Raw genomic sequence first — 23,642 nt, forward strand, 5'->3', positions numbered from 1 at the left:
ACTGCCTTGGACAGGCGGTTCCTGCAACAGTTCGCACAGGCGCCGCCCTGCTGTCCGCAGGCATGAGGGCACGCCCCTCTTTCCCACGCAAAGGCCGCTATGGAACCATCGCAGCAAGACACCGTGGCCCAGGTGTTGCACAGGCACGCAGGCCAGGCCCACAGGCTGGTACAGATCCTGCGCGAAGTGCAGGAACACACGCACTGGCTTCCCGCCCCCGTGCTGGAGCAGGTGGCCCAGGGCGTGGGCCTGGGCGTTGCCACCGTGCGCGGCGTGGCCAGCTTTTACCGCTTCTTCCATTTGCAGCCCGTGGGCCGCTACCACCTGCTGTGGAGCGACAACACCACCGACCGCATGCTGGGCAGCCGCTCCCTGGCCGAGCAACTGTGCAAGGCCCTGGGTGTGCAGGCCGGTGCTGCCGCCGCGACCGGTGCCTTGGCCAGCGTGGGCTATACCTCATGCACCGGCCTGGGCGACCAGGGCCCCGCATTGCTGCTGAACCAGCAGCAGGTACTCACCCGCATGGACGGAACCCGCGTGCAGGAACTCGCCCAGCGCATCCTGGCGCAGGAGCCCCCCAGCGCCTGGCCAGCAGAGTGGATGCAGGTGGAAGACCATGTCCGCCGAGCCGACGTGCTGCTGGGCAGCCCGGCGCTGGAGGGCGGCGCCCTGCGTGCCGTGCGTGGACGCGGAGCGCAGGCCACACTGGACGAGCTGGCCGCATCCAACCTGCGCGGCCGGGGCGGTGCGGGCTTTCCCACGGCGCGCAAATGGCAGGCCTGCCGCGATGCACCGCTCGCCCCCGGCCACACCCGCGTGGTGGTGTGCAACGCCGACGAGGGCGAACCCGGCACCTTCAAGGACCGCGTGCTGCTCAGCCGCCAGGCCGATACCGTGTTTGAAGGCATGACCGTCGCCGCCCGCGTGCTGGGAGCGCGTACGGGGTTTCTGTACCTGCGCGGCGAATACCGCTACCTGCTGCCTTCGCTGCAGGCCGTACTGGCACGCCGCCGCAAACATGGCCTGCTGGGTCCGAGCATCCTGGGTATCGAAGGCTTTGACTTCGACATCGACATCCATGTGGGGGCCGGTGCCTACGTGTGTGGCGAGGAAAGCGCGCTGATCGAGTCGCTCGAAGGCAAGCGCGGCACCCCTCGCATCCGTCCGCCATTTCCGGTGGAACAGGGTTACCTGGCCCAGCCCACCTGCGTGAACAACGTGGAGACCTTTTGCGCCGCAGCGCACATCGCCCTGCAAGGCAGCGCATGGTGGAAGGGCCGTGGCACCCCTCAGAGCACGGGCACCAAGCTCCACTCCGTGAGCGGCGACTGCGCCCGGCCCGGCGTGTACGAATACCCGCTGGGCGTGAGCGTGGCACAGGTACTGCACGACTGCGGGGCACACGAGCCGCAGGCCGTGCAGGTGGGCGGCCCCTCGGGCACCTGCCTGGCCGCGCCCGAGTTCAAGCGCCGGCTGGGCTTTGAAGATGTGCCGACGGCGGGCGCCTTCATGGTGTTTGGCGCACAGCGCGACATGTTCGAGGTGGCGCACCACTTTGCCCAGTTTTTTGCCCACGAGAGCTGCGGCTTTTGCACCCCCTGCCGCGTGGGCACGCAGTTGGTGCTGCGCCGCATGGACAAGCTCGCCCTGGGCCACGGCTCCCCCTGGGATCTGCACGAGCTGCATGCGTTGGAGCAGTTGATGCACGGCACCACCCACTGCGGCCTGGGCGCCACGGCCACCCATGCGCTGCGCGACACACTGCAGCGCTTTGGCCCCGCCTTTGCCGCGCGCAGCCCGCAGTCCCACCTGGTGCCCGGCTTCGACCTGGACGCCGAACTCGCCCCCGCGCGCCGCGCCACCGGCCGCAACGACGCACAAGCCCATTTGGATACGCTGGAATGAAGCAGTTTTTCCTGGACGGAGCCCCCGTGCCTTTCGAGGACGGTGACACGCTCATGGCCGCCGCCACCCGTGCAGGCCACCAGGTGCCGCACCTGTGCTGGCACCCGCAACTGGCGCCCAGCGGTGCCTGCCGCCTGTGCACGGTACAGGTCGATGGGCGCATGACCGCCGCCTGCACCACGCGCGCCAGCGAGGGGCTGGAGGTGCACAACCACACGCCCGAGCTCACCGCCCTGCGCCGCCAGATCACGCAGATGCTGTTTGTCGAGGGCAACCACTACTGCCCCGGCTGCGAGAAGAGCGGCAACTGCGAGCTTCAGTCCACCGCCTACGCCCTGGGCATGGCCGACATGCGCCACGACCTGCTGATGCCCCAGCGTCCGGTGGACGCCAGCCACCCCGACCTGTGGCTGGACCACAACCGCTGCATCCTGTGCAAACTGTGCCTACGGGCCAGCCGCGAGCTTGATGGCAAGGACGTGTTCGCCATCGGCGGCTACGGCGCGCACACGCAACTGCTGGTCAACGCCCCCGATGGCCGCCTGGGTGCCAGTGCGCTGCAGGCAGACGACCACGCTGCCCACATCTGCCCGGTGGGCGCGCTGCTGCCCAAGCGGCGCGGCTTTGCCATCCCCATTGGCCAGCGCCACTGCGACACCACACCGCCACCGCCCTTGCCCCAGGACGCCGACCATGGTCCCACCTGAGCCCTCCCCATCCCCTGCAGGCCGCCCGCTGCGTGTGGCCACCGTGTCGCTGGCCGGGTGCTTTGGTTGCCACATGTCGCTGCTGGACATCGACGAGCGCCTGTTCACCCTGGCGGGCCATGTGCAGTTGGACCGATCGCCGCTCACCGACATCAAGCGCTGCGGCCCCTGCGACGTGGGCCTGATCGAAGGCGGTCTGTGCAACGCCGAGAACGTGGAGGTGCTGCGCGCCTTCCGCGCCCAGTGCACGCTGCTGGTGGCCGTGGGGGCCTGCGCCATCAACGGCGGCCTGCCTGCGCTGCGCAACGGGTTGGACGTAGGAACGCTGATGACCGAGGTGTACGCAAACAACCGACCCGGCCTGGCGCCCGGCAGCGCCATTCCCAACGACCCCGAGCTGCCCCTGCCGCTGGCACGCGTGCACCCGCTGCACGAAGTGGTGCACATCGATCACTTTCTGCCCGGCTGCCCACCCAGCGCCGAGGTGATCTGGGATTTCCTGCACGCCGTGGTGCAAGGCCACAGACCGCAGGCCGACCCCGCATTGATCCGCTACGACTGATGTCCACAACCACCCCACCCACCCCCAGCACTGCACCGCGCCGCGTGGTGATCGATCCCGTTTCGCGCGTGGAAGGGCACGGCAAGATCACACTGCTGCTGGACGCCCAAGGCCGTGTGGAGCAGGCACGACTGCACATCGTGGAGTTCCGCGGCTTCGAGGCGTTCATCGTGGGGCGCCCGTACTGGGAAGTGCCGGTGATGGTGCAGCGCCTGTGCGGCATCTGCCCCGTGTCGCACCATCTGGCCGCCAGCAAGGCGCTGGACCAGGCCCTGGGCATCCACAGCGTTCCGCGCACGGCCGAGGTGGTGCGTCGGCTCATGCACTACGGGCAAGTCATGCAGTCCCATGCGCTGCATTTCTTCCACCTGTCCTCGCCCGACCTGCTGCTGGGATTTGACAGCGAGGCCACGCAGCGCAACATCCTGGGCGTGGCCGCAGCGCACCCCGACATTGCGCGCCAGGGCGTGTTGTTGCGCAAATTTGGCCAGGAGGTGATCCGTGTGACCAGCGGCAAGCGCGTGCACGGCACCGGTTCGGTGCCTGGTGGCGTGAACCGCCAACCTACGCGCGAGGAGCGCGATGCACTGACCGCACAGGTGCCTCAGATGCTGGATTGGTGCGAGCGTGCCGTGGAGCTGGCGGCCACGTTGCACGCCCAAGCGCCCGGGCTGTACGGGCACTTTGGCGCCATCCATTCGGGCTGGATGTCGTTGGTGGGGCCAGGAGGCGCAATGGAGCTGTATGACGGCCCCCTGCGCGTGCGCGACGCCCAGGGCACGCTGCTGCACGATGGCGTGCCAGTGCACAACTACCTGGATCTGATCGAAGAAGCCGTCGAGCCCTGGACCTACATGAAGTTCCCCTACCTGCGCGCCCAAGGGCGCGAGGCCGGCTGGTACCGCGTGGGTCCGCTGGCGCGGGTGAACAACTGCAGCCACATCCCCAGCCCGCGCGCCGAGGCACAGCGCCAGCGCTTTGTCGCACACGGGCCGGTGCAGGGCACGCTGGCCTACCACTGGGCACGCATGATCGAGATGCTGCACGCCATGGAGGTGATCGCCGAGCTGCTGCAGGACGAGGCTTTGCTGGCCGGCCCGCTCACCGCTCCACTGCCCGCCGAAAGGCCCACACACCGCTCCGGTGTGGGCGTGATCGAAGCGCCGCGCGGAACGCTGATTCACCACTACGAGATCGGTGACGACGACCTGATCCGCTGGTGCAACCTGATCGTCAGCACCACGCACAACAACCAAGCCATGAACGCCTCGGTGCGCGCGGTAGCTCAGGAATATTTCGATGGCCGCAGCATCACCGAGGGCCTGCTCAATCGCATGGAAGTGGCCGTGCGTGCCTACGACCCCTGCCTGAGCTGCGCCACGCATGCCCTGGGCAGCATGCCGCTGCAGGTGCAGCTGGTGGACGCTGCAGGCCAGGTGCGCGACAGCGTTCTGCGCCATGGCGATGGACGCATCGAACGCAAAGACAGCCGCACATGAGCGCACCGCTGCTCGTCCTGGCGGTAGGCAACCCCAGCCGGGGGGACGACGCCCTCGGCCCCATGCTGCTGGAGCGCCTGCAAGCCGACGGATGGGACGCGAGCGGCCAGGTGGAATTGCTGTGCGATTTTCAGCTCCAGGTGGAGCACACACTGGACCTGCTGGGCCGCAGCGCCGTGCTGCTGGTCGATGCCGCGCGGCCCGGCGTAGTGCAGGGCGCGCAGCTGTCCAGCCTGCAGCCCTGTCCAGAGCGCCCGGCGCCTGCCAGCCACGCGCTGGACGCACGCACCCTGCTGGGCCTGACGCTGGCGCTGCAGGGCACCGCTCCACCGGCATGGATGCTGGCCATCGAAGGCGCAGCCTTTGGCCTGGGCGAAGGCCTGAGTCTCCAGGCCCAGCAACACCTGGATCAAGCACACCGTCTGGCGCAGGCGTGGGTGAGCGAGCAGCTGGCGTGCGCAGGATGCGCAGCGCTCACAAGCCCTGCCGGGGCTGCATGAGCTTGTCGTAAAGCTCCTGCGCGGGCAAGGGCCTGCTGAACAGGTAGCCCTGCATCAGATCACAACCGGCAGCCTGCAAAAACGCGCGCTGCTCCTCCGTTTCCACCCCTTCGGCCACCGTCTGCATGCGAAGGTTGCGCGCCAGCCCGATGATGCTGTGCACGATGGCTGCACTGTCAGGGTGCACCGTCGCGTCCTGTACGAACGAGCGGTCGATCTTGAGCTGGTCGATCGGAAAGCGCCGCAGGTAGGCCAGTGAGGAATACCCGGTGCCGAAGTCATCCACCGCCACACCCACGCCCAGCGCCTTGAGCTCTGCCAGGGTTTGGCTTGCCCGCTCGGCGTTGTGCATGACCACGCTCTCCGTAATTTCCAGTTTGAGCTGACGGCCCCCCAGGCCTGCCTGGCGCAGCGCCTGGCGCACGCTATCGACCAATCCCTCGTCCTGGAACTGGCGCGCCGACAGGTTGACCGCCACGCGCAGTTCCAGCCCTTGGGCCTGCCACTGGCGCACCTGCTGGCAGGCGGTCTCCAGCACCCATTGCCCGATGGGAACAATAAGCCCCGTTTCTTCGGCCAATGGGATGAAATCTGCCGGTGACACCAGCTTGCCGTCCTGCGTCTGCCAGCGCACCAACGCCTCCACATCGTTGACTGTTTGGGTGGTCAGATGCATCAGCGGCTGGTAGTGCAGACGCAGTTCGCCACGCTCCAGCGCACGGCGCAGGCGGGCTTCGAGTTCCAACTTCTGCAGTGCCTGGGTATTGAGGTCAGCGGTGTAAAAGCACAAGGTGTTGCGCCCCGACTCCTTGGCGCGGTACATGGCCGCGTCGGCGTTGCGCAGCAAGGTGTCGTAGTTGGCACCGTCCTGCGGAAACAGGCTGAGACCGATGCTGGCCGAGAGCGTCAGCTCGTGCTCCTGCAGTTGCAGCGGCCGGGCAATGTCTTGCAAGATGCGGTGGGCCACCATGGCGGCCTGCTGGGCGTCGGCCAAGTCGGGCAGCACGATGACGAAATCATCGCCCCCCATGCGCGCTGCCGTGTCGCAATCGCGCAGTTGCGCGGCAATGCGCCCGGCCACGGCACGCAGAAGGGCATCGCCGCTGGCATGGCCCAGGCTGTCGTTGATACGCTTGAAGTTGTCCAGATCGAGGTACAGCAGAGCCACGTTCCCATGCTGCTTGTGCGCCAGCGCCACGGCTAGGTCGGCACGTTCCCGGAGCCGGTTGCGATTGGCCAGGCCGGTGAGCTCGTCCAGGTTGTTCTGGCGCTCCAGCTGCTCTTCGTAGCGTTTGCGGTCGGTAATGTCGTTGAGGATGCCCACGAAATGCGTGACCTGTCCTGCGTCATCGGGTACCGGGGCCAGAGAAAGATCGCACCAGAACACCGTGCCATCCTTGCGCTGGTTGCTCAACTCAACCTGCGCTTCACCCCGCTCCCGGATTGCAGCAGCCACCTCACGCACACCGGACTGGCCCTCGTCGCCCCCCAGCAGAAAACCAGGGTCCCGCCCCAGTACATCAGCAGCGCTGTAGCCCGTGATGCGTTCAAAGGCGGGGTTCACATATTCCAGCACCAGCGCATCGGACTTTCGGGCCAGCAGCATGATGCCGTTGGCCGAGGCCTGCACTGCACTGCTGCTGAGCCGATTCGCCTCCTCCGCCGATCTGCGACGAGTTTCCTTCTCGAAGTTGGTCAGGGCAAAGCACACATCCGTGACTATCTCCTGAACCAGATTGCGCAGCTCGTCATCGAAAAACCCCCTCTCGGCGGCGTACAGCGTCAGACTTCCGACGACGCGCCCATCAATGCGCAACGGATAGCATGCGCCTGCGGCAAAACCGTGGCGCAGGTAGTCTTCGCACAAGGGCGCCAGCACCGGATCGGCCTGCAAGTCATTGCAGAGATACGGTTCCCCTCGCGCCAACGACCATTCCACCAGCGTGCGTGATGGTCCGCGCATACCCAGCGGCGCCATACGTGCAAACCACGCCGGTTCCTCGCCGCATCGTGCCACTGGCGTCACCTCACCAGTCTCGTCGTGCACGACCCCCACCCATGCCATGCGCAAGCCACCGCGCTCCACGGCAATGCGGCACAGCTGGTTGAACAGCGTGTTGCGGTCGCTGGTATGTACGATGGCTTGGTTGGTTTCACTCAGCGCGGCATACAGGCGATTGAGCCGCACGATGCGCTGGTGCGCAAGGTTCAGCTCAGACAGGCGTTGCTCCAGCTCCAGGCTGCGCTGCTCCAGCTTGCGCACCAGCACGGCGTTGTACATGCTGAGCATGTCCGACTCGGGCAACGTGGAGGCACGCGGCGCCAACTGGCGCTTCCACGCCGCATCCATCACCGCCTGCACACGCTGCATGAAAACATCCGGCTCGGCGGGTTTGACGATGAAGGCATCGGCACCCATGTCGAGGGCCAGTTGTTCGTCCTTGGGTTCGGTGTAGGTAGCGGTATAGACGATGAAAGGAATACGGCACAAGGTGTCGTCCGCCTTCCAGTTTCGCAGCAAGGTGTAGCCGTCCATGACGGGCATCAGCAGGTCGCTGACCACGAGGTCGGGGGGCTGCGCGCGCGCCAGCTCCAGGGCCTGGGCGCCCTGGTCAGCTTCTTGCACCGCATAGCCATGGCCGCGCAGCAATTGGCACAGCAAGTAGCGGTTCTCTTCGCGGTCGTCCACCACCAGGGCACGCATCACCGGGCCTCCGGCACGAAGCGCTCGACCAACGCCACAAACGTCTGCGGGTCAATGGGCTTCTCGATATAGCCGTCGCAACCGGACGCCAGACAGCGCTCACGGTCACCAGCCATGGCGTAAGAGGTGACCGCAACGATGGGTACTGCAGCGCTGCGCGGATCCGCGCGCAATGCCTGGGCCACCGCATAGCCGTCCATGCCGGGGAGCTGGATGTCCAGCAGGATCAGCACCGGATCGACCGTACGCGCCAACGCCAGCCCGCTGGGTCCATCTTCGGCATGAACCATTTCCCAACCACTGGCTTCCAGAAGAAAACCCGCGAGGTAGCGGTTTTGCGCGTTGTCCTCGATCATCAAAATGCGGCGGTTCATGCGGTTTCCCCCTGCTCAGGCGCTTGCATGGGCAGCACGATGGTGAAGGTACTGCCCTGTCCCCAGGTGCTGGCCACCTCGACACGCCCACCCATCAGGTCGGCCAGACGACGGCAGATGGCCAGGCCCAACCCGGTTCCATCGTGCTTGCGTGACAGCGCGGAGTCAATCTGGTGGAAGGGTGCAAACAAGCGCGCCATGTCTTCCTCCCTAATGCCCATGCCAGTGTCGCTGATATCCAGGCGCACCATGGTGCGTACGTCGCCATCCTTTGTCGATGGTTCGTCAAAGCACGACACGCGCAATGCCACATGACCGGTCTCAGTGAACTTGATGGCATTGCTCAGCAAGTTCAGCATTACCTGCTCCACCCGCCGCGCGTCGCTGAGCATGTGATCCAACCCCTGGGGCACCTCCACCCGCAACTGCAGGTGTTTTTTGTCGGCCAGCGGACGCACGATGTCCAGCACCTTGCGAACCGAATGCACCAGATCGAAGGGCTCACGCGAAACCTTGAGCTCACCCGCCTCGATCTTGGAAATGTCGAGCACGTCGTTGATGAGCGCCAGCAGGTGACGTGAGCTGTCGCGCACCATGCCCAATTGTTTGCTTTGCTCTGCCGTCAACGGGCCCGCCAGACCCTGGAGAATGATGCCGGTGAACCCGATGATGGAGTTGAGCGGCGTGCGCAGTTCATGGCTCATGGTGGCCAGGAAGGCCGACTTGATACGGTCTGCCGCCTCGGCCGCCTCCTTGGCCTGGCGCATCGCCTCCTTGGCGGCACGCTCGGCCGTCACGTCCTCCATCACACCCACCAAGCCACGCGAGAGATCGGAGGGATCGAGCGCGCGGACATAGATGCGACTCCAGAACAGACTTCCATCCTTGCGACGCATCTGTTCCTCGCGCTGGTGCGTCGCACCCTGCCCCGCCAGCGAGTAGATGATGTCCCCCGCCTGCTGGTAGGCCTCTTCGGAGGTGTACCAAGCCTGCGGTGTCGTGCCCAGCAACTCGCCAGCGCTGTAACCCAGCATCTGCTCCAGTTTGCCATTGCAGCGGCGCACCACCCGATCCTGCAACAGCACGATGCCCGAATGGACGGCTTCGAAGATGGCCGCCTGCTCATCGTGCGCAGCCTTGAGCGCTGCCTGCGCCTCCCGGATCGGGGTGATGTCCACGATCACTCCCACCAGGCCCAGGGGCTGACCCTCCGCGTCCTGAAATCCACTGACGGCGTACAAGGTCTGGTGCACCTGCCCGTCCACAAAAGGCATGGCGGCCTCGCGCGCAATGCGGCTGCTTTCGGCCAGAACGCGCGCGTCTTCAGCCTGGTAGGCATGCCGATCGGACAAGGGCAGGTAGTCCAGCTCCAGCACGGTCTTGCCCACAAACGACGCACGCAGGACGCCAAACGCCTCTTCGTAGGCCTTGTTGCATCCGCGAAAACGCAGGTCTGGCCCCTTGTAGAAAATGGGATTTGGAATGTGATCGATGATGGCCTGCAGGAACGACCCCAATGCGGCCAATTCGGCCGTGCGCTCCTGCACGCGCACCTCCAGCCCCTTGGCGTGGGCATGCGCCTCTTCGTACAGACGGGCGTTCTCCGTGGCCAGCGCCTGAATCTCCCCGTTGTTCTTGCGCAGCTGCGCCGTGCGGACAGCCACCTGCCTGCGCAACACCCACAGACCCACCACGCTGGCCAAGAGCAGGGCACCAGCAGCCGAGCCCACAGGCAGCAGCCAGGACGGGGTGGCAGTGCGCACCTCATCCACGGCCCAACGCCGCAAGGAGCGGAAATAGAGCGAGTCAGAATCCTGTTTGAGCGCCCGCAGATGGCGATCCAGGGTCTGCAGCAATGCGGGGTCACCGTTGCGCGGCGCCGCAAAGAACAACTGTGAGGGGCTGAAGATGATGGCCGTGTCCTGCAGCCCGTAGCGCGGGGCGTTGCGCACCCCATAGAAACGGTTGGTCACCACCGCATCGGCCTGCCCCTTGGCCACGGCGTCAAAGGCGGCGTCGTAATCGGGCCGAACCACCCATTGCACCTGCAGGCTGAAGCTGCGTGCCATGTCGTCCAGCTGGCGCTCCTGTACGGAACCGCCCAGCACGGCCACCCGCTGACCCTGCATATCCAGAATGGAGCGGATCGGACTGTCCTTGCGTGTATAGACTTGGTTCCAGCTCGACAGCACCGGCTCATCATGGAAGGCGTAGCGCCCTTCACGCTCCGGATTGCGAGCCACATCGGGCATGAGGTCAATCTCGCCCCGCTCCAGGCGCTGCAGGCCTTCGGCCCAGGTTCCGGGCACAAACTCCAACTCCCAGCCCTCTTGCCGCGCTATGCCTTGCAAGAGATCCACAAAAATGCCTTCGGCCTTCCCGTCGGTGAAGGCGACCTTGGGACTGTTCTGGTACACCCCGATGCGCAGCTTGTCTGCACCCCAGGCAGGCGCCAGCACCAAGCACAGGCAGAGGCAGAGGCAAGCCACCCCCCTCACGGCGCCAAGGCTGACGACACCCAACCCACGAGCCCGGCGTTGATGCGACATGGAACGAACCTCCCTGCGGGCATTCGACGCCCGCGCTTGCATCGAAAACATGATACGCGCGCACCGTGTCGGACAACAACGGCAAAAATGTATCCACGGTGCCTGGCTGGAACGCGTTGGTGATTCGCCCCAGCATGCCGGGTCCATGCACCGATTCACTGACCCGCATCAAAGTCCCCGGCCTTGCGCGCGCCCAACCCAGGGATTTACCCGAGAGCCACCGCCCTGCCCACACGCCTAGACTTTGGCTTCCTGCACCATCGTGGCTGCAGGCCCGAGGACAGGAGCTTGCCTTGCAGCCTACCCACACGGACCCTCCAGACTACTTCCACAAAGTTGTCGATTGCCAGTGGGCCTGTCCTGCCCACACCCCCGTACCCGAATACATCCGCCTGATCGGCCAGGGCCGCTACGACGATGCCTACATGATCAACTGGGTGTCCAACGTGTTCCCCGGCGTGCTGGGCCGCACCTGCGATCGGCCCTGCGAACCCGCCTGCCGGCGCGGCCGGGTGGAAGAAAGCAATGGCGCGCACCCCGAGCCCGTGGCCATCTGCCGCCTCAAACGCGTGGCGGCAGACCACAAGTCCGGCGTGAAGCTGCGCATGCCCACCATCGCGCCGCCCAATGGCAAGCGCGTGGCCTGCGTCGGAGCGGGGCCGTCTTCGCTGACCGTGGCCCGCGACCTGGCGCCGCTGGGCTACGAGATCACGGTGTTCGATGGCGAGACCCAGGCGGGCGGCTTCATCCGCAGTCAGATCCCGCGCTTTCGCCTGCCCGAGTCGGTGATCGACGAGGAAACCGGCTACATCCTCGACATGGGGGTGCACTTTCGCAGCGGCCAGCGCGTGGATTCCCTGCGTTCACTGCTGGAACAAGGCTACGACGCAGTGTTTGTGGGCAGCGGCGCGCCGCGCGGGCGCGACCTGGACATTCCCGGGCGGCGCGAGATCGGCGACAACATCCACATCGGCATCGACTGGCTGGCATCGGTGTCCTTCGGGCATGTCTCGCAGATTGCGCCGCGCGTCATCGTGCTTGGCGGTGGCAACACCGCCATGGACTGCTGCCGCTCGGCACGGCGCCTGGGCGGCACCGACGTCAAGGTCATCGTGCGCAGCGGCTTTGACGAGATGAAGGCCTCGCCCTGGGAAAAAGAGGATGCCCTGCATGAGGGCATCCCGATCCTGAACTTCCACGTGCCCAAGACCTTCGAGCACAACAACGGCAAGCTCACGGGCATGACCTTCGAGGTCGTACGCGCCGAATACGACGCACAAGGGCGTCGCCACTTGTTGCCCACCGGCGAACCCGATGTGCTGGTGCCCTGCGACGTGGTGCTGATCGCCGTGGGCCAGGAAAACGCCTTTCCCTGGATCGAGCCCGACCTGGGCATCGCCTTCGACCGCTGGGGCCTGCCGCAACTGACCGAAGGCACGTTCCAGTCCACGCTGCCTCAGGTGTTCTTCGGCGGCGATGCGGCTTATGGCCCCAAGAACATCATCACCGCCGTGGCCCAGGGGCACGAGGCGGCGGTCTCGATCGACCGCTTCCTGCACGGCGAGGATGTGCGCCAACGCCCCACGCCACGCACCCTGCTGCGCTCCACCAAGATGGGCATCCATGAATGGAGCTATGACAACGATGTCTCCAACGATGCCCGCTTCAAGGTGCCCTGGGCACAGGCCGAGGTGGCACTGGCCAGCATCCGCGTCGAGGTCGAACTCGGCTTCGATGCCGGCACCGCGTTCAAGGAGGCCAGCCGCTGCCTGAACTGCGACGTGCAGACCGTGTTCAACCGCGCCACCTGCATCGAATGCGATGCCTGCGCCGACATCTGCCCGATGGACTGCATCACCTTCACCAGCAACGGCGAGGAGACCGACCTGCGCGGCCGCCTCAAGGCCCCGGCGCGCAATCTGGCGCAAGACCTGTTGGTGTCGGCACCCCTCAAGACCGGGCGCGTGATGGTCAAGGACGAGGACGTCTGCCTGCACTGCGGCCTGTGCGCCGAGCGCTGCCCCACCGGCGCCTGGGACATGCAGAAGTTCCGGCTCGACACCACGCAGGCCGGGCCGTTGTGCCGGGACACCCGCGCCACCCCACGCATGCCGGAGGCCGCATGAAGCGCATCGAAGCCATCAACGACTTTGTCATCAAGTTCGCCAACGTCAACGGCTCGGGCTCGGCCTCGGCCAACGAACTGTTCGCCAAGGCCATCCTGCGCATGGGGGTGCCGGTGAGCCCGCGCAACATCTTTCCCAGCAACATCCAGGGCATGCCCACCTGGTACGAAGCCCGCGTGTGCGAAAAAGGCTATCTGGGGCGGCGCGGCGGCGTGGACATGATGGTGGCCATGAACCCGCAAACCTGGGACGCCGATGTGGCCGAGATCACGCCCGGTGGCTACCTGTTCTACGACAGCACGCGGCCTATCCCCGCCGCCAAGTTCCGCCCCGACATCGCAGTCATCGGCATGCCACTGACCGAGATCAGCAACAACACCTACTCCGACCCCCGCCAGCGCCAGCTGTTCAAGAACATCATCTACGTGGGCGCGCTGTCGGTGCTGCTCGACGTGGAGGCCGAAGTCTTCGAAAAGCTCTTTGCCGAACAGTACCGGGGCAAGGAAATGCTGCTCGACTCCAACGTGCGCGCACTGCACCTGGGGCGCGACTACGCCCGCGAGCACCTGCAGGCGCCGCTGGGCATCCGCGTGCAGCGCGCCGACCAAGTGGGCGACCGCATCTTCACCGACGGCAACAGCGCCGCCGCGCTGGGCTGCGTGTACGGCGGCGCCACCGTGGCGGCCTGGTACCCGATCACGCCGTCCTCCTCGGTGCCCGAGGCCTTCCAGAAATACTGCGACAAGTTCCGCGTGGACCCCGATACCGGTCGCAGCAAATATGCCATCGTGCAGGCGGAGGACGAGCTGGCTTCCATTGGCATGGTGGTGGGTGCGGGGTGGAACGGCGCACGTGCCTTCACGGCCACATCGGGGCCGGGCATTTCGCTGATGACGGAGTTCATCGGCCTGGCCTACTTCGCCGAGATTCCGGTCACCATCATCAACGTGCAGCGCGGCGGGCCGTCCACCGGCATGCCCACGCGCACGCAGCAGTCCGACTTGATCGCCTGCGCCTACGCCTCGCACGGCGACACCAAGCATGTGCTGCTGTTGCCGGAGGACCCGCACGAGTGCTTCGAGCACGCCGCCGCCGCGCTCGACCTGGCGGACCGGCTGCAGACGCCCATCTTCGTGATGACCGACCTCGACATCGGCATGAACCAGCGCCTGTGCAAGCCCTTTGCCTGGGACGACGCGCGCCAATACGACCGGGGCAAGGTCATGACCGCCGAGGAGCTGGAAGCCGGCAAGGATTTCGGTCGCTACAAGGACGTGGACGGCGACGGCATTCCCTGGCGCACCTACCCTGGCACCCACCCCACCAAGGGCAGCTTCTTCACGCGCGGCACCACACGCGACCCCTACGCCCGCTACTCCGAGCGCGGGCCGGACTACATCTACAACATGGAGCGCCTGCTGCGCAAATTCTGCACGGCAGCGGACCTGGTGCCCCAGCCGGTGCTGCGCCCTGCTGCGCGGCCCACGGCCCTGGGCGTGATCTATTTCGGCTCCACCAGTCCGGCCATGCAGGAGGCACTGGACGTTCTGGAGGCTGAAGGGGTCCATCTGGACGCCATGCGCCTGCGCGCCTTCCCCTTCCCCGAGGTGGTGGACCAGTTCATCGCAGCCCATGAACAGGTGTTCGTGGTGGAACAGAACCGCGATGCCCAGATGCACGCCCTGCTGGTCAACGAACTGCAGGTGGACCCGGCACGCCTCATCAAGGTGCTGCACTACGACGGCACACCCATCACCGCGCGTTTCATTGCCCAGGCCATCCAGAAGCATCTGCAGGGCGCCCAGGCATCGCTCAAGGAGGCCGCATGACCTACCTGGCCAAACCCCGGCTGCACCACCCCACGCTGACCAAGAACAAGGTCGGCTACACACGGCGCGACTACGAGGGCCGCATCTCCACGCTGTGCGCAGGCTGCGGGCACGACTCCATCTCGGCCGCCATCATCCAGGCCTGCTGGGAGCTCGACATCGAGCCGCACCGCGTGGCCAAGCTCTCGGGCATCGGCTGCAGCTCCAAGACGCCGGACTACTTCCTTGGCGCCTCGCACGGCTTCAACACCGTGCACGGACGCATGCCCTCGGTGCTGACGGGCGCCAACCTGGCCAACCGCGACCTGCTCTACCTGGGCGTGTCCGGCGACGGCGATTCGGCCTCCATCGGCCTGGGGCAGTTTGCCAATGCCATGCGGCGCGGCGTGAACATGGCCTACATCGTCGAGAACAATGGCGTGTATGGCCTCACCAAGGGCCAGTTTTCCGCCACGGCCGACCGCGGATCGCGCAGCAAGAAGGGCGTCATCAACAACGACAGCCCCGTGGATCTGGTGGGTCTGGCGCTGCAACTGGGCGCCACCTACGTGGCGCGCAGCTTCTCCGGCGACAAGGAACAACTGGTGCCGCTCATCAAGGGCGCCATAGGTCACGGCGGCGCGGCGTTCATCGATGTGATCAGCCCTTGTGTCACCTTCAACAACCACGCAGGCAGCACCAAGAGCTACGACTATGTGCGCCAACACAACGAGGCTGTGAGCCGCATCGACTTCATGCCGCAACACAGTGAGATCACCGCCCAGTACGCGCCCGGCGAAACCATCGATGTGCAGCAGCACGACGGCAGTGTGCTGCGCCTGCGCAAGCTCCATGAGGGCTACGACCCCACCGACCGCTATGCCGCGCTCAGCTACATGAATGCCCACCATGCGCGCGGCGAAGTCGTCACAGGCCTGTTGTACCTGGACCCGGTGGCCACCGACCTGCACCTGTCGCTCAACACCAGCGACACGCCGCTCAACGCCTTGGGTGCCGCGCAGTTGTGCCCCGGCTCACGGGCCCTGGAAAAGATCAACGCGTCCCTGCGCTGAGCCGCTGCACAAGGAGCACCCCATGGCCGAACGCACCGTTTTTCAGTCCCTCTCCCAGCGCCATGTCGTCAGCCTGGGGCCCCAGGCCAGCGTCTGGGAGGCCGCCTGTGTGATGACCCGCGCCAATTGCGGCAGCGTGCTGATCCTGGACAGCGCTGGCGTGTTGCTGGGCATCCTGACCGAGCGCGACCTGATGACCCGCGTCCTGGCCAAGGCACTCAACCCCCAGACCACCCTGACATCCGAGGTGATGACGCCCAACCCGCACTGTGTGGAGCCCCACACCAAAGTCTCCGAGGCCGTGCTCATCATGATCGAGCGGGGTTTTCGCCACCTACCCATCATCACCCCGGCGAACAAAATCCTCGGTGTTTTTTCGGTACGCGATGCCCTGCCCCGCGAGATTGGGGATGCCGTGAGCCTGGCGGAGTTCAACGACCAAGTGAATGACGCATTGGGGTAGAACCCTGGAATGTCAAAGAATTAGCACTGCGGCGACATTTATGAACGGTCTGATCTGGGATACTGCCCCCCTGTAATCGGACGAACCTGCATCCAGACAAGGCAGCACCATGAGTATCTTTGACAGGCTGTGGGGCGGTGGGCGCAAGACAGCCCCCCAACCCAAGGCGACCACCCCTGCCGCACTCAGCGCGGAAGACTCCGATACGCCGGGTTCCGTGGATCGCCGTATCCGCCCCCGCAAGAATGCCTGCAAGGGCACCAAGGCACTGATCATCGACGACTCGCCCACCGTGGTGGCAGCACTGCGCAAGGTGCTGCGCTCTGCGGGCTACCAGACGCGCGAGGCGCTGGACGCAGAGCATGGCCTGACGCTGATGGAGCAAGAGGTGCCGGATCTGGTGTTTCTGGACATCATCCTGCCCGGCATGAACGGCTTCGGCGCGTTGCGCGCCATCCGCAAGAACCCATCCACGCAGCATGTGCCGGTGATCATGATCAGCGGCAACGAACACGCCACCGAGCAGTTCTACGCCAACCGCATCGGGGCGGACGACTTCATGAAAAAGCCGTTCTCGCGCTACGAGATCTTTGCCCGCATCGAGAATTTGCTGGACCCCGAGTTGGTGCCCCGCCGCAAGATGGATGGTGCCGAGGCCGCTTCGCACTCCACAGGGCACATTTCACCCGTGCCTTGAGAACTTGTCGGTAAATTGCATGTGCCGCGCAGGCATGGCGCAATGCCCAAGACACCGACACTGCGCATGTGTTGAGCAGCATCGGTATCTGCCGGCCCGCGTGCGCGCGCACCCTGCGGTGCGGCACCCGAACGCAGGGCTGTTTCTTGAACAACGCACTCAGGCGGCCGCGGCCTTCTTGAGCACGGAGTAAAGCTGGTCTTTGAGCGAGAGCTTCTCCTTCTTGAGCCGTTCGATCTCTTCGTGCGAGGCCGAGCTGATGGCTGCTTCCATGTTCTTGATCTTTTGGTCCAGTTCGTTGTGCTGGTCGAACAAGCGCAGGAAGTGGCGGTCAGTGGTCTTGAGCTGGGTGATCAGGTCGCGGTATTCAGGGAACATTCAAAGCCTCCACAGGTGACAACAATCCCAGGCCCCACTCCAGAGAGCAGAGCTTGTCCTTGTTTCACTTTACTCCAGCCCCAGGCCGGTGTCTCCAAAACCCCCTGGTTCAAGACAGCCACTTGCCGAGCAACTCTGGATCAGGCACACCGATGCTGCGGCGCACCGAGCCGTCCTTGCCCAGCAGCACCACATAGGGCGTGACGTTGGGCCACTGCGGGTCCACGCTCTGGCGAATGGCGGACTCGAAACCATTGAAGGTGTACATGCGCGTGGCACCCACGTAGTGCCCAGCATGCTCCAACGCCTTTGCGCCCTGCACATCCATCAGCACCACGACCAGTTCAGCCATCTTGCGGGTGGCTTGGATGTGGGCAAAAAGCTTGTCGAACGCCTCGGGGCAGCTGGGGCAATACGTGGTCGTGAAGATGTAGGCCGCCGGGCGTGGGCCCTTGTCCACCAGACGCTGCCAGGTGCTGGTGTCGAACGGCAACACCGAGTTGAGCGTGACCCGCTTGCGCTCCGGGGCGGCCAGCGCCTGCTGCGCCCAGCCGCCTGTGGCCATGACCGCCGCAGCGGCCAGCACGGCGCGCCGATTGGGCGGACGACTTGAAACCTCAGAAACCAATGTCATGAATCTTCACCTCTTTTGAATTGCGCCACACCACCACCATGCGCTCACCGTGCCGAACGAGCCGGGGAAAGTCATTGTCCCCCTCGGCCTGGCCCAGCACCTGCGCACGGAAGGTCTTTCCGGCATCCGTGGACGTCCAGGCCTTGAGCGTACTGGTCGCGCCGTCGGTGCTGCGCCAGACCACAGCCACCTTGGAGCCTTGTGCCTGGAGATCGGCATGCTCTGCTCGGGCATCGGGGATGCGCTGCACGCTGCCAGGCTCCGGGCGCCCATCGGTCGCCAGTCGTGCGTAGCGCACACCCGCCACTGTAGCGTCTCCTTCCTGGCGAATGCCAAACCACACCGCATGAAAACCCTCCTGCGCTGCCACCAGCGCCGGGCCATGGTGCGGGCAACCGTCGATGCGCCAGCCATCTTCGGTGGCGCGAACGATATCGGCACTCTTGCCCTGCACATCCAGCACGGCCAGGGCATGGTCACGCACATTGGGCTCGAACACGTGGCGCCACAACGCGCGGACGCGTCCGTCCGGTCCCTGCGCCAGGGCAATGCGGCAGCATTCGCAACTGTGGTCGGCCACCTTGATGTCGGGGCCGAACGTGACGCCGCCGTCGAGCGACACGTTGCGGTAGATGGCCGCACCCCGGTAGGTTGATTTGCTGCCCACGCGCGGCGCCGTCTCCAGGTCGCGCTTGTCGATCCACACGGTGTGCAGCGCACCCTGGGCGTCAAAGGCGATGGACTCGAATCGGTGGGTGATGATCTGGCGATCCGCATGCACCGTGGCTGGCGGCCCAAAGGTCTTGCCCCCATCGGTGGAACGCAGCATGCGAATGAAACCTGTGAAAGGCTTGTCCAGCACCTGCGTGTAGGACACCAGCACCAGGCCCTTGGGTCCAAACAACAGCTTGGGGCGGTTTTCGCCGTCGGCAGAAATCCTGTCGGTGCTGGTGTCCAGCGTGCGCGGCGCCCCCCATTGCCAGCCCTTTTCCTGGGCATGGGCGGTCTGGACGAACAAACGCCCCTGCTCATCAAGCGCCGCCATCCACAGGCTGCCATCGGGCGCAAAGGCGGCACCGGTGCCCAGTTGCGGGCGTGGGGCACGCTCCTTGGTCGGCTTGGGCGCAGCCGCCTGCGCGGGTGCACCATGGCCTGCATGCTGCGCCAGCGCGGCATGCAGGCCCAGCGCCAGGGCCGCCACGCCCAGGGCGCGCGCGCTGCGCAGGCCAGCGCGTGCGAAAGAGATTGCGGTGTTCTTCATGAGAGTCCCATCCATATGGCAAAACCAGGGAAGCGCGCCACCACATGCCACTACCGGCGCATGATGGCGGACTGCCCTTACTGCATGGCGTAGCGCAGTTCGGTCTGCACCGAGCGCTGCGGCAGCGTGTGTGCCTGCCAGGACTTCTGGTTGGTCACGTTATTGATACCCAGCGACCACTCCCAGTGCTTGGCAAATTTCCAGGCGGCCTTGAGGTCGAGCTGGTTCACACGCGAGGTGCCGCCGTAGGTGTCGGGGTGGGTGTCGATGTTCAACTCGGTGTTGTACATGCGGCCACTCCAGCGCCAGGCCGCACCCAGCAACCACCGGGCGTTGGGGCGATAGCTGGCCTGCAGGCTGTAGCGCTGCTTGGGAATGCGCAACCATTGCTTGCCCACCTGGGCCGGGTTGGCGGCGTTGGCCTTGACCACGGCATCGACCCAGGTGGCGCTGCCGCCAATGTCCAGGTTTTTGATGCCCGCGTCGCGCAGTTGCCAGGCGAGTTCCAGGCCATGGGTCAGCACGCGGTCCACATTGCTCACGCGCGTGACCGATGGGGTGACGGTGCTGTCCGTCTGGCGCAGGATGGTGTCCTTCACGTCGTCGCGAAACAGGCTGGCGCGCAGCCAGTGCTCACCCCAGAACTTCTCGGCTGCCAGCTCGAAGGAGCGCGACACCTCGGGGCGCAGGTTGGGGTCGCTGGTGGTGATGTTGCTGCCGGTCTTGGTGCCGTTGAACAGCTCGTCCACGTTGGGGAAGCGCACGCCGCGCCCAAAACTGGCGCGCAGCAGCAGGTCGTCAGCGGCCGTCCAGGCCAGCGACAGCTTGGGGCTGGCCGCATGCAGGCTGCGCTTGGCAAAGGCCTGCTGCGCCTCGGGGGGGCCAGCAAAATACTGCGAGCCGTCAGAGGCCTCGAAGGACTCCAGACGAAGGCCCGAGGTGAGCATCCAGTCGGGCGCGAAACGCCAGGCGTCTTGCCCATACAACGCCGTGATGGTGGTCTTGCCGTAGTAGCTCTGGTCCATCGTGGATTCGGAACGGCGCCAGTCCGTGGACTTGTTCACCACGTTGTCGAGCTGGTAGCTGTTGCGGTGCAGACCAAACACCAGCGCATGGCGGCCACCGCCAAAATCGTTGGCCGTGGGGGTGTAGGTGGTCTGCAGCTCCAGCGTGTTCCAGCCCGTGCCGTCGCGCCGCGTCACCGTGCCTGCGCCGCCCAGGTCCGCCTGCGGCTGGGGCAGGCTGGCTTGGCGATTGGCGTCACGCAGCATCTGGTAATGGGTGAACATGGCCGAGGCGTTCCAGCCTGTGGCGTGGCGCGTCTTCCAGGTGGCGCCCAGTTGGCGGTGCAGTTCGTCGCGCTGGCTGGGTGCGAAGGTGTTGGCCGGGATGTTGAAGCTGTAGCGCCCGTCGTTCACCACCCCGCTCCAGATGGGTTTGCCCGTGGCGTCGCGCAGGTAGGTGGTGTTGGTCACGGTGCTGTCGCTGCGCCACATCGAGATGCGGCCCTCGATCTCCTGGGTGGCCGACAGGTCGTAGCCCAGGCGCAGGTTGACCGTGTCCTGCACGCTGTGGTCGGCACCCGTGGCACCAAAGATGGCGCGCTCGCGGCCCTGGGGATCCAGGTCGTACTGGATGCCGCTCACCCGTGTACCCGAGGAGGCGTTGCCAAAGGCGCCGCTGGTGGCACCGCGCACTGCATTGCCATAGCCCATGGGGTGTCCCTGGCTGTCCTGGTGCTGCACGCCCAGCACGTACCACAGGCCGCTGTCCAGGCGCGAGGCCAGGCGGGCCGACAGTTGCTTGCTGCCATAGCTCTCGTGCGTGCCGTACTCGTCAAAGCCCTGGTGGTTGTACTTGACGCTGGCCGAGGCCTCGAACCCCTTGGGCTTGCGCTCGGTGAGCACCACGGTGGTGCCGATGGAGTTGCCGGGATAGATGGCCGAAAACGGGCCGTACAGCGCGTCGATGCGCTCGATGGCCTCCACATTGACCATGTTCCAGCGCGGCGCATCGAAGCGGCCCAGAAAGTTGGAGATCAGATAGCCATCCAGATAGACCAGTGCGCGGCCCGGCTGCAGCACGCCATGGCTGCGGCCACTCACGTTGGAATTGCGGTCGCCAAAGTAGCGCTTGCGGATGCTGGTGCTGGGCAGCAGGGCGGCAGCGTCCTCGGGGTTGAAGATGTTCTGCTCACGCAGTTGCTCGGCGGTTTTGCTGGCCGTGCTGCTGGGCAGGTTGGGATCGAGCTGCGCACGCGACTCGGTCACGCTGATGGGTTGTAACTGGGCCTCGGTGGCTACGCCCTGGCCCAGGGCGGCCGCAGGGATCAGTGCCAGGGCGGCCGCAGGGATCAGTGCCAGGGCGGCCGCAGGGATCAGTGCCAGGGCGGCAGACAGGGGGCACAGGCGCAGCAACGCTGCGCCAGAAGACGAACGGGGGTTTCGCACAAGCGACTCCAAAAAACAAATGAAAATGGCATGCAGCGCTTATCCATCAAGCGCAGGATGCTATGTTTTTTATAGCGTTTGTGTTGCGGGAGGCCCCCTGGGCGGCGGCAGCACCACCCAGGCGCTGCGCGCTCCGATGGCGCAGCGGTCAGCGGTGGGCGGGGCCTGCACCGGGTCGGCCAACAAGGTCGCCATGCCCTGTGCGGGCAATGCCTGGGCCAGGCTCAGGGCCATCAGGCACCAGGGACATTGCATCGCCAGATCCGCCTGGGACGCCGGGTCTTCGCCCGGCACCGCAGCGTCGGCGTGCATGCCCCCCACCATGGCGCTGCAGACCTCCATGCCCACCATGCCCGCACCCGCTGCTTGGGCGCGCACCAGCACGGGAGCGCAAGCGCCCCACAGCGTGAGCGCCGCGAGCAGCCACACACCCAGCCGGTGGCGGAGCAGTGCTGACGGGCGGAACGCGGTCATGGAGAAAACAGCTTCAGGCGCAGGTGGGGGGGTGCCACCGAATGGCAGGCACAGACCCGCGCGGTAGCAGGCCCGGATTGTATCGATCACCCAGGCGCAGGCCTGCTTGCGGTGATGCAACGCGCCTCAGCCCCCTGGCGCAGGCAGCCGCAATGCAAACTCGGCCCCGCCCTGGGGATGGTTGCGGGCCAGGAGCTGGCCGCCGTGGCGCTCCACTATGCCGTAGCTGATGGACAGGCCCAGCCCTGTGCCCTTGCCCACGGGCTTGGTGGTGAAAAAGGGCTCGAACACGTGCGACAGCACCTCGGGCGCAATGCCCGGCCCGTTGTCGTGCAGCGTGATGGCCACCCAGCCCGGCTCCTGGCGCGCGGTGATGCGCAGCACCGGCAGCACACCGCCCTGGCTGCTGGCGGCGTCGTAGGCGTTCTGGATCAGGTTCATCAACACCTGCAGCAACTGGCCCGCATTGCCCAGCACGGTACAGCCGGGGCAGCGCTGGAACTGCACGTCGAAGTCCAGCTTCATGCCCTTCTTGACCCAATGGATGGCGCGCTCGACGACCGCATCCATGGCCACGGTCTCGCGCTCCTCACCGTCGAGCGCCGAAAAGCCCTTGAGCCCATCGACGATGCTGGCCGTGCGCTGCGCACCTTCGATGGTGCCGTCCATCAGCGAAGGCAGGTCGTTCAGGATGTGCTCGATGCGCAACTGCCGCGCCAGCTTGCGCAACTCCGGCAGCTCCTGGTCACCCAGCGCGGCGTGCACGGCCTCCAGGTACTGGCGCAGGCGCTGGGTATAGCGGTTGAGCGCATGCACGTTGCCCAGCACAAAGCTGATGGGGTTGTTGAGTTCGTGCGCCACACCCGCCACCAGGCGGCCCAGCGAGGACATTTTTTCGGCATGCAGCTGCTGCTGCTGGGTGCGCTTGAGTGCCTCGTGCGCTTCGTGCAACTGGCGGTAGGCACGCTGGATCTCGGCGGTGGGGCGGCCCACGAACACATAGCCAATGCAGCGCCTGCGGCTGTCGTAACGCGGTGTGGCGGTGAAGTCCACCGGCACGGGCTGCCCAGCGGCATCGCTCAGCATCAGCTCCACACTGTGGCCCTGGCGCAGCGTGAGGGCGCGGTGCATCATGTTCTGCAGGGCCGCGCCGTCCTGGCTGGGGTGCAGCAGCGACTGCATGGGCGCGCCCAGCAAGGCGTCTTCGCTGCGGCCCGCCAGTTCGCACAAGGCCTGGTTGGTCTGCTCGATCAGCCCCTGCGCATCGGCCGCCACCAACACATCGGACATGGACGACAGCAGGCCGTAGATGAACTGCTGCGAGGCTTCGAGCTGCGCGTTCTTCTGCTCCAGCGCCACCTCGTCGCGCAGCAACTGCGAGTACACCTCGTCCATCTTGTGGATGACGTCCAGCCAGGTGTCGTCGCCCACGCCCTCGGGGTGGCTGGGTGGCTGGGGCTGCGTGCGGTCGGTCATGG

General features: G+C 65.8%; 19 protein-coding genes. 10 read left to right on the plus strand and 9 right to left on the minus strand.

The window, feature by feature from the left end:
* The first annotated feature begins 99 nt into the window (after positions 1-99).
* Genes MJ602_RS08800 through MJ602_RS08820 form a run of 5 tightly spaced genes read left to right on the plus strand, consistent with a single transcriptional unit; the run spans position 100 to position 5,173 of the window.
* The gene (locus tag MJ602_RS08800) at positions 100-1,905 is read left to right on the plus strand and encodes an NAD(P)H-dependent oxidoreductase subunit E (protein WP_243020393.1); all 1,806 of its coding nucleotides are present in this window, start codon (positions 100-102) and stop codon (positions 1,903-1,905) included.
* A complete protein-coding gene (locus MJ602_RS08805) occupies positions 1,902-2,612 on the plus strand; it encodes a 2Fe-2S iron-sulfur cluster-binding protein (RefSeq protein WP_243020394.1) in 711 nt (236 codons plus the stop codon). The genes MJ602_RS08800 and MJ602_RS08805 overlap by 4 nt, the downstream gene beginning before the upstream one ends.
* On the plus strand, positions 2,599-3,174 hold the full coding sequence (locus MJ602_RS08810) for an NADH-quinone oxidoreductase subunit B family protein (RefSeq protein ID WP_243020395.1): 576 nt from the start codon (positions 2,599-2,601) through the stop codon (positions 3,172-3,174). Before MJ602_RS08805 ends, MJ602_RS08810 begins: the two co-directional genes overlap by 14 nt.
* Entirely contained in the window at positions 3,174-4,673 is a 1,500-nt protein-coding gene (locus MJ602_RS08815; protein WP_243020396.1) for a Ni/Fe hydrogenase subunit alpha, read from the plus strand. Before MJ602_RS08810 ends, MJ602_RS08815 begins: the two co-directional genes overlap by 1 nt.
* On the plus strand, positions 4,670-5,173 hold the full coding sequence (locus tag MJ602_RS08820) for a hydrogenase maturation protease (RefSeq protein WP_243020397.1): 504 nt from the start codon (positions 4,670-4,672) through the stop codon (positions 5,171-5,173). The genes MJ602_RS08815 and MJ602_RS08820 overlap by 4 nt, the downstream gene beginning before the upstream one ends.
* Here MJ602_RS08820 and MJ602_RS08825 read toward each other — a convergent pair.
* The 3 genes from MJ602_RS08825 to MJ602_RS08835 are packed head-to-tail and all read right to left on the minus strand — an operon-like array spanning position 5,148 to position 10,710.
* A complete protein-coding gene (locus MJ602_RS08825; protein ID WP_243020398.1) occupies positions 5,148-7,877 on the minus strand; it encodes a two-component system response regulator in 2,730 nt (909 codons plus the stop codon). The two genes, MJ602_RS08820 and MJ602_RS08825, sit on opposite strands and share 26 nt — an antisense overlap.
* The gene (locus MJ602_RS08830) at positions 7,877-8,251 is read right to left on the minus strand and encodes a response regulator (RefSeq protein WP_162014940.1); all 375 of its coding nucleotides are present in this window, start codon (positions 8,249-8,251) and stop codon (positions 7,877-7,879) included. Before MJ602_RS08830 ends, MJ602_RS08825 begins: the two co-directional genes overlap by 1 nt.
* Complete coding sequence (locus MJ602_RS08835) at positions 8,248-10,710, minus strand: ATP-binding protein (protein ID WP_243020399.1); 2,463 nt, start codon at positions 10,708-10,710, stop codon at positions 8,248-8,250. Before MJ602_RS08835 ends, MJ602_RS08830 begins: the two co-directional genes overlap by 4 nt.
* Before the next feature lie 383 nt (positions 10,711-11,093).
* Here MJ602_RS08835 and MJ602_RS08840 point away from each other — a divergent pair, with 383 nt between their 5' ends.
* From MJ602_RS08840 to MJ602_RS08860, 5 genes are all read left to right on the plus strand, one after another.
* Positions 11,094-12,926: an FAD-dependent oxidoreductase gene (locus MJ602_RS08840; RefSeq protein ID WP_243020400.1), complete on the plus strand. Its 1,833-nt coding sequence runs from the start codon at positions 11,094-11,096 to the stop codon at positions 12,924-12,926.
* The gene (locus MJ602_RS08845; protein WP_243020401.1) at positions 12,923-14,755 is read left to right on the plus strand and encodes a 2-oxoacid:acceptor oxidoreductase subunit alpha; all 1,833 of its coding nucleotides are present in this window, start codon (positions 12,923-12,925) and stop codon (positions 14,753-14,755) included. Before MJ602_RS08840 ends, MJ602_RS08845 begins: the two co-directional genes overlap by 4 nt.
* The gene (locus MJ602_RS08850) at positions 14,752-15,807 is read left to right on the plus strand and encodes a 2-oxoacid:ferredoxin oxidoreductase subunit beta (protein ID WP_243020402.1); all 1,056 of its coding nucleotides are present in this window, start codon (positions 14,752-14,754) and stop codon (positions 15,805-15,807) included. Before MJ602_RS08845 ends, MJ602_RS08850 begins: the two co-directional genes overlap by 4 nt.
* 22 nt (positions 15,808-15,829) lie before the next feature.
* Positions 15,830-16,270, plus strand: a complete 441-nt coding sequence (locus tag MJ602_RS08855; protein WP_243020403.1) for a CBS domain-containing protein — start codon at positions 15,830-15,832, stop codon at positions 16,268-16,270.
* A 109-nt stretch (positions 16,271-16,379) separates the two neighbouring features.
* On the plus strand, positions 16,380-16,967 hold the full coding sequence (locus tag MJ602_RS08860; protein ID WP_243020404.1) for a response regulator: 588 nt from the start codon (positions 16,380-16,382) through the stop codon (positions 16,965-16,967).
* A gap of 159 nt (positions 16,968-17,126) precedes the next feature.
* Here MJ602_RS08860 and MJ602_RS08865 read toward each other — a convergent pair whose 3' ends face one another.
* From MJ602_RS08865 to MJ602_RS08890, 6 genes are all read right to left on the minus strand, one after another.
* Positions 17,127-17,345, minus strand: a complete 219-nt coding sequence (locus tag MJ602_RS08865) for an HP1242/YdcH family protein (RefSeq protein ID WP_162014933.1) — start codon at positions 17,343-17,345, stop codon at positions 17,127-17,129.
* A 109-nt stretch (positions 17,346-17,454) separates the two neighbouring features.
* Positions 17,455-17,979 (minus strand): hypothetical protein, encoded by a 525-nt coding sequence (locus MJ602_RS08870; RefSeq protein WP_243020405.1) that lies wholly within the window; start codon positions 17,977-17,979, stop codon positions 17,455-17,457.
* Positions 17,963-19,240 (minus strand): sialidase family protein, encoded by a 1,278-nt coding sequence (locus tag MJ602_RS08875; protein ID WP_243020406.1) that lies wholly within the window; start codon positions 19,238-19,240, stop codon positions 17,963-17,965. The genes MJ602_RS08870 and MJ602_RS08875 overlap by 17 nt, the downstream gene beginning before the upstream one ends.
* 77 nt (positions 19,241-19,317) lie before the next feature.
* Complete coding sequence (locus MJ602_RS08880; protein ID WP_243020407.1) at positions 19,318-21,690, minus strand: TonB-dependent receptor; 2,373 nt, start codon at positions 21,688-21,690, stop codon at positions 19,318-19,320.
* A gap of 69 nt (positions 21,691-21,759) precedes the next feature.
* Positions 21,760-22,164: a DUF2946 family protein gene (locus MJ602_RS08885; RefSeq protein ID WP_243020408.1), complete on the minus strand. Its 405-nt coding sequence runs from the start codon at positions 22,162-22,164 to the stop codon at positions 21,760-21,762.
* Positions 22,165-22,290: 126 nt separating this feature from the next.
* Positions 22,291-23,640, minus strand: a complete 1,350-nt coding sequence (locus tag MJ602_RS08890; protein WP_243020409.1) for a sensor histidine kinase — start codon at positions 23,638-23,640, stop codon at positions 22,291-22,293.
* Positions 23,641-23,642 lie beyond the last annotated feature (2 nt).

The organism is Simplicispira sedimenti, from assembly GCF_022760965.1.
In the GTDB taxonomy this organism is placed as follows: Bacteria; Pseudomonadota; Gammaproteobacteria; order Burkholderiales; family Burkholderiaceae_C; genus Simplicispira; species Simplicispira sedimenti.

Excerpts from the sequence above, each read along its gene's own strand:
- MJ602_RS08800 (WP_243020393.1), top strand. The coding sequence starts at position 100 with ATGGAACCATCGCAGCAAGACACCGTGGCCCAGGTGTTGCACAGGCAC.
- MJ602_RS08805 (WP_243020394.1), top strand. The coding sequence starts at position 1,902 with ATGAAGCAGTTTTTCCTGGACGGAGCCCCCGTGCCTTTCGAGGACGGT.
- MJ602_RS08810 (WP_243020395.1), top strand. The coding sequence starts at position 2,599 with ATGGTCCCACCTGAGCCCTCCCCATCCCCTGCAGGCCGCCCGCTGCGT.
- MJ602_RS08815 (WP_243020396.1), top strand. The coding sequence starts at position 3,174 with ATGTCCACAACCACCCCACCCACCCCCAGCACTGCACCGCGCCGCGTG.
- MJ602_RS08820 (WP_243020397.1), top strand. The coding sequence starts at position 4,670 with ATGAGCGCACCGCTGCTCGTCCTGGCGGTAGGCAACCCCAGCCGGGGG.
- MJ602_RS08825 (WP_243020398.1), bottom strand. The coding sequence starts at position 7,877 with ATGCGTGCCCTGGTGGTGGACGACCGCGAAGAGAACCGCTACTTGCTG.
- MJ602_RS08830 (WP_162014940.1), bottom strand. The coding sequence starts at position 8,251 with ATGAACCGCCGCATTTTGATGATCGAGGACAACGCGCAAAACCGCTAC.
- MJ602_RS08845 (WP_243020401.1), top strand. The coding sequence starts at position 12,923 with ATGAAGCGCATCGAAGCCATCAACGACTTTGTCATCAAGTTCGCCAAC.
- MJ602_RS08850 (WP_243020402.1), top strand. The coding sequence starts at position 14,752 with ATGACCTACCTGGCCAAACCCCGGCTGCACCACCCCACGCTGACCAAG.
- MJ602_RS08855 (WP_243020403.1), top strand. The coding sequence starts at position 15,830 with ATGGCCGAACGCACCGTTTTTCAGTCCCTCTCCCAGCGCCATGTCGTC.
- MJ602_RS08860 (WP_243020404.1), top strand. The coding sequence starts at position 16,380 with ATGAGTATCTTTGACAGGCTGTGGGGCGGTGGGCGCAAGACAGCCCCC.
- MJ602_RS08865 (WP_162014933.1), bottom strand. The coding sequence starts at position 17,345 with ATGTTCCCTGAATACCGCGACCTGATCACCCAGCTCAAGACCACTGAC.
- MJ602_RS08870 (WP_243020405.1), bottom strand. The coding sequence starts at position 17,979 with ATGACATTGGTTTCTGAGGTTTCAAGTCGTCCGCCCAATCGGCGCGCC.
- MJ602_RS08875 (WP_243020406.1), bottom strand. The coding sequence starts at position 19,240 with ATGAAGAACACCGCAATCTCTTTCGCACGCGCTGGCCTGCGCAGCGCG.
- MJ602_RS08885 (WP_243020408.1), bottom strand. The coding sequence starts at position 22,164 with ATGACCGCGTTCCGCCCGTCAGCACTGCTCCGCCACCGGCTGGGTGTG.
- MJ602_RS08890 (WP_243020409.1), bottom strand. The coding sequence starts at position 23,640 with ATGACCGACCGCACGCAGCCCCAGCCACCCAGCCACCCCGAGGGCGTG.